Here is a 4672-nt window from a genome sequence, read left to right on the forward strand (position 1 = left end):
CGTTCACCGGACAGTCGACTTTCGGCCAACATCATCGCGCACTCCTGACATGTACGCGCCCCAGGTGTCACTCTTCCTCCACCCGCCGCACCAGCACCAGAGCACTTCCCCCACATAAGGAGCTTGTGTGACTCCCCTCTACGCGCGTCACAAGCGCACCACGCTGGCCATCGCGACCGCCGTCGCCGCCGGAGCGCTGCTGACCACCGGCCTGACCTCCGGTGCCACCGCCCAGCCCGCCCCCGTCGCGGACAAGGCCCGGCCGGCCGGCGCCCCGGTCCTGCTGACCCCCGCCGCGCGCACCGCCCTGATCAAGCAGGCGGACGCGGCCACGGCCGAGACCGCCGACGAGATAGGCCTGGACGCCAAGGAGGAACTGGTCGTCCGCGACGTCCTGAAGGACGCGGACGGCACGGTCCACACGCGCTACGAGCGCACCTACGGCGGACTGCCGGTCCTCGGCGGCGACCTGGTCGTCCACGAGTCGAAGGCCGGCGACATCAAGAGCGTCACCAAGGCGACGAAGGCCGCCGTCAAGGTCTCCGACCTCACCGCCGAGGTCACCAAGGCCGCCGCCGAGAAGCAGGCCCTGAAGGCCGCTCAAGCCGAGGGCTCCACCAAGACCGCGGCCGACAAGGCCCCGCGCAAGGTCGTCTGGGCCGCGAGCGGCAAGCCCGCCCTCGCCTACGAGACGGTCGTCGGAGGCTTCCAGCACGACGGCACCCCGCAGGAGCTCCACGTCATCACCGACGCGGAGACCGGCGAGAAGCTGTACGAGTGGGAGGCCATCCAGACCGGCTCCGGCAACAGCCAGTACAACGGCTCGGTCACCATCGGCACGACGCTGTCGGGCTCGACGTACCAGCTCAGCGACGCCACCCGCGGCGGCCACAAGACGTACAACAAGGCCCGCGCCACGTCGTCCTCGGCCGGCACGCTCTTCACCGACTCCGACGACATCTGGGGCACGGGTACGGCGACGAGTTCCTCCACCGACCAGAACGCCGCCGTGGACGCCCACTACGGCGCCCAGGTCACCTGGGACTTCTACAAGAACGTCCTCGGCCGCAACGGCATCAAGAACAACGGCGTCGCCGCGTACTCCCGCGTCCACTACGGCAACGCGTACGTCAACGCCTTCTGGTCCGACAGCTGCTTCTGCATGACGTACGGCGACGGCTCGGGCAACGTCAAGCCGCTGACGTCCCTGGACGTGGCCGGCCACGAGATGACCCACGGCCTGACCTCCAACACGGCCGGCCTGAACTACTCCGGCGAGTCCGGCGGCCTGAACGAGGCCACCTCCGACATCCTCGGCACGGCGGTCGAGTTCTACGCCGCCAACTCCAAGGACCCCGGCGACTACCTCATCGGCGAGAAGGTCGACATCCGCGGCAACGGCACCCCGCTGCGCTACATGGACCAGCCGAGCAAGGACGGCAACTCGGCCAACTACTGGTCGTCGTCGCTGGGCGGCATGGACGTCCACTACTCCTCGGGCCCGGCGAACCACTTCTTCTACCTCCTCTCCGAGGGCAGCGGTTCGAAGACGATCAACGGCGTCACGTACAACTCCCCCACCTCCAACGGCGCCACGATCACCGGCATCGGCCGCGCCAAGGCGGTGCAGATCTGGTACAAGGCGCTGACGACTTACATGACGTCGACGACGAACTACAAGGGCGCCCGCACGGCGACCCTGAACGCGGCGCGCGACCTGTACGGCGCGAGCAGCACGGAGTACAACGCGGTGAACGCCACGTGGGCGGCGGTCAACGTGACCGCCTGACGGCGTAGGTGACTCGGGGCGGTACCCGGAGAGAAGGCGACTCCGGGTGCCGCCCTAGGCTTTGGCCTCATGCCCCACAGCGACGCGTCCCTCCCCGAGGGCCCCTTCACCTACGCCGACGTCGGCGCGACCCGAGAGGGCCGCTGCCCACCGGGCTTCAACCCTCTTCACGTCCGCACCCGCATCGGCGAGGGCGTGGATGTGTTCGAGAGGGCCGCCGAAGCGGTCCTGACCTGGGAGATGCACCGCGCGATGGGTGTGGGCATCAGAACGGACGCGGCCAAGGCGGCCCCGGGCGTCGACGTCACCGTAACCCTGGGCGGCGTCATCAAGGCTCCCTGCCGCATCGTGTGGACCGTGGACGAACCCCGCCGCAAGGGCTGGGCCTACGGCACACTCCCCGGTCACCCGGAGTGCGGCGAGGAGGCCTTCGTCGTCGACCGCACGGGCGACGGCACGGTCTGGCTGACGGTCACGGCCTTCAGCCGCGGCGCCAAGTGGTACGCCCGCGCGGCCGGCCCGGCGACCAGGGGCTTGCAGCACGCGTACGCACGACGGTGCGGGGTGGTACTGCGGAGGCTGGCCGGTGGCGAGGATATGTGACCCTGGACTCTGCTGTGTGGCGTACGCATACGGGGGGTGTCGTGAGTCGGGTGGTGCTGTACGGCGAGCGGTCGAGGAATCCGCTGGCGCGGACCGTGGAGTTGACCGAGGAGCATCTGCGCAAGGGCGGCAGGATCACGCCGCTCAGCGAGCTGAACCTCGGCGCCATGGCCGAGGCGTTCCAGCGCGGTTACTGGCTCGGCGGCGGCGGAACGGAACGCCCGCTGACGCGACTGCCGAACGACCCCGGGGTCGTCCCGGTGACCCGTATCACCGGAACCTCCACGCCCCTGAAGGTACGCCAGGCCGCGGAATTCGCGTACAGACTGGGCGAGTTGGCGGTACGGCGATGCGGTGGCCCGGCGCAGGTGGCCGCCCTGGCGGACCGGGCCCGGGCCGAGGGCGTACCCCTGTGGATGGCCCGCCGGTACGCGCCGGGCCCCGCCGGCCCGGTGACCGTAGCCGTGGACCGGCGTCTGGTACGCGTGGACGTGTGGGGTCCCCACGCCCCCGTCGTACGCATCCGGGCCCCGCACGGCTTCCACAGCGACGCCCCGGAACCGTCCAGGGGCCTGAGCCTGACCGTCGGCGACGTCGCGGCCCAACTCGTCCTCACGAAGCGGCTGCGCAAGTCAAAGAGCTCCGTGGAAGTGCGGCTGCCCGGGGGCCACTGGGTGCTGCGCCGGGAGAGCGCGAAGAGTTCATGGCTGCTGCGCGACGAACGCCGTGTCGCCCTGCTGACCCGTCCACCGCGCCGCCAGGTGCTCGACCCTGGCTCGGTACTGCTGCCGCTGGCACCCGTGCACTACGAGAGCCCTGACCCCCTGGACGCCGTCATGGCCCATCTCTTCTCCGTCGCCTTCGGGCTCGGGGACACGACAGGCCTGGCCCGCTTCCCGGCGAACCGCAAGCGCCCGGCGCGCGAGAGCGAACCGATCGCCCTCGACGAATGGTGGGACCGCACCTGGTTCAGCAACCTCGGCAACAGCAGCGACGACAACGAGCCCGGCGGCGGCGACGGCTGGGGCTCGGACGGCGGAGACGGCGGAGACTCGGGCGGCGGCGACGGCGGGGGTGGTGGGGATGGTGGTGGGGGTGGCGGCGGCGACTAGGGCCTGTATCTGGTTTCGATCAAGGGGTGGCCCGCGCGAGCTCCTTGATCCAGATCATCGAGCCGCACAGGTAGACTCCGGCGAGGTAGCTCTTGGGTGTCTTGTCGTAGCGGGTGGCGATACCTCTCCACGCCTNCAGGTAGACTCCGGCGAGGTAGCTCTTGGGTGTCTTGTCGTAGCGGGTGGCGATACCTCTCCACGCCTTGAGCTTGTTGATCAGACGCTCGACTGTGTTCCGCTCTTTGTAGAGCTCGGTGTCGTGGCTGACGGGCCTGCCGCCCCTGCTGCCCTTCTTCTTGCGGTTGGCGGCCTGGTCCTTCTTCTCCGGGATGACCGCCTTGATGCGGCGTTTGCGCAGGTAGGCGCGGTTGCCGCGGGACGAGTAGGCCTTGTCGCCGGCAGCAGCGTCGGGCCGGGTCCGGGGGCGGCCCACCGGCCCGGGCACCCGGACTTTCTTGAGTACCGGGATGAACTGCGGGCTGTCCGCGGCCTGGCCGACGGTCAGGACGAAGGCCAGTGGGCGGCACTTGCGGTCGGCGGCGACGTGGATCTTGCTGGTCTGCCCGCCCCTCGAGCGTCCGAGCAGTGCTACTTTCAGGCGGGCCTTGTGTCGGCGCCGGATACGTCGCCGTTCCTCCCGCTCGGGATCACCTTCGGCATCCTGTCTGTCCTGTCCTTCCGGGCTGCCCCTTTTTGGCGGGCTTCCTCCTCCTCGGCGGCCGCCTTCTCCAAGGCGGCCATGACGTCTTGGCCGAGGTGCATCCCGGCAGCGTCGTGGTGGGCCCGGGCGGTGGTGGAATCCACGCTGACCAGGGATAAGTCCACCTCACCCCGCTTCGCGGCCTCCCCGATCAGGCCCTCCAGAAGCGCCTCGAACACCCCGGCGTCCCTCCACTGCCGGAACCGGTTGGAGACGGTCGTCCAGGCGCCGAACTCACTCGGCACCTCACGCCACTGCGCACCCGCCCTGAACCGCCAGATCACTCCCTCGAACTGCTGCCGCAGCCGCTCCGGGTACGGACCGCGCTCGCCGACCGGCAGGTACGGCTCGATCAACACCCACTCAGCATCCGTCAGTTGCGCACGCGCCATATACGACCATCTACCGGATCCGCCACACCGCGCGGGCCGGATCCGCCAGATTGATCGAAACCAGATACGCGCCCTA

Annotated in this window: 3 protein-coding genes and 1 pseudogene; 3 read left to right on the forward strand and 1 reads right to left on the reverse strand. The window is 69.6% G+C overall.

The features are described from left to right. Window positions 1–127: 127 nt before the first annotated feature. The 3 genes from F3T56_RS32520 to F3T56_RS46515 all read left to right on the forward strand — a co-directional run bounded on the left by F3T56_RS32520 (window position 128) and on the right by F3T56_RS46515 (window position 3504). The gene (locus F3T56_RS32520; RefSeq protein ID WP_149828932.1) at window positions 128–1789 is read left to right on the forward strand and encodes a M4 family metallopeptidase; all 1662 of its coding nucleotides are present in this window, start codon (window positions 128–130) and stop codon (window positions 1787–1789) included. A 69-nt stretch (window positions 1790–1858) separates the two neighbouring features. Then, window positions 1859–2392 (forward strand): DUF1990 domain-containing protein, encoded by a 534-nt coding sequence (locus F3T56_RS32525; protein WP_149828933.1) that lies wholly within the window; start codon window positions 1859–1861, stop codon window positions 2390–2392. Between the two features lie 41 nt (window positions 2393–2433). Next, window positions 2434–3504 (forward strand): hypothetical protein, encoded by a 1071-nt coding sequence (locus tag F3T56_RS46515; protein WP_172639246.1) that lies wholly within the window; start codon window positions 2434–2436, stop codon window positions 3502–3504. Window positions 3505–3634: 130 nt separating this feature from the next. Here the strand turns inward: F3T56_RS46515 and F3T56_RS32535 are convergent. Next, window positions 3635–4596 (reverse strand): annotated as a pseudogene (locus F3T56_RS32535) (IS5 family transposase); the annotation flags it as partial. Window positions 4597–4672 lie beyond the last annotated feature (76 nt).

Origin of the sequence: Streptomyces tailanensis (assembly GCF_008386495.1) — a bacterium.
Taxonomy (GTDB): Bacteria; Actinomycetota; Actinomycetes; order Streptomycetales; family Streptomycetaceae; genus Streptomyces; species Streptomyces tailanensis.